A 576-nucleotide genomic window follows, 5' to 3' on the forward strand; every position below is an offset into this window, starting at 1 on the left:
GCGGCTCGCTGCAGATCGAGCAGCACCGCTCGGGCGGCGGCTCGCAATGGGTGGCGCGCCTCACCGGCGGGCTGAGCGGCTCGGTGCCGGTCGGCCACAAGCCGCATACGGTCGGCTTGGGCATCAGCTCGCTCGACACGCCCTCGGCGAACCTCGCGCTCAGAGACTCGGGCGTGGAGTCGCGCGTGCAGATCGCGCGCGACAACGGCGTGCTGATGCCGCGTTCGTGCATCATCGACGTCGAGTACAAGTCGACCCAAACCTTCACGCACGCGGTGGACATGCAGCGCGGCGCCTGGCGCGATCTCTACGCGCTCGACCACTTCAAGAAGAACCGCATCGACATCGACCAGGCCACGCCCGAGCAATGGGATGCCGCGCACCAGGCCGCGGACGAGAAGATCGATACCCTGCTCGGCGATATCCGCGGCAACGCGGCGCCGAACCAGACCTACTTCCACCGCTTCCGCCTGCGCAACGACGCGGCCCGGAAGATCGACGCGCTGGGCGCCGACGATGCCGCGATGGGCAAACCCAGCGCCGCCGCCGCGCGGAAGATCGACGAGATCATGACGG

At 68.9% G+C, this 576-nt stretch carries 1 pseudogene; it reads left to right on the top strand.

Annotated features, from left to right (window positions below):
* Positions 1-576: pseudogene (locus HWX25_RS32820) on the top strand (autotransporter); the annotation flags it as partial.

Source organism: Burkholderia sp. BCC1640, assembly GCF_902833125.1.
Taxonomy (GTDB): domain Bacteria; phylum Pseudomonadota; class Gammaproteobacteria; order Burkholderiales; family Burkholderiaceae; genus Burkholderia; species Burkholderia diffusa.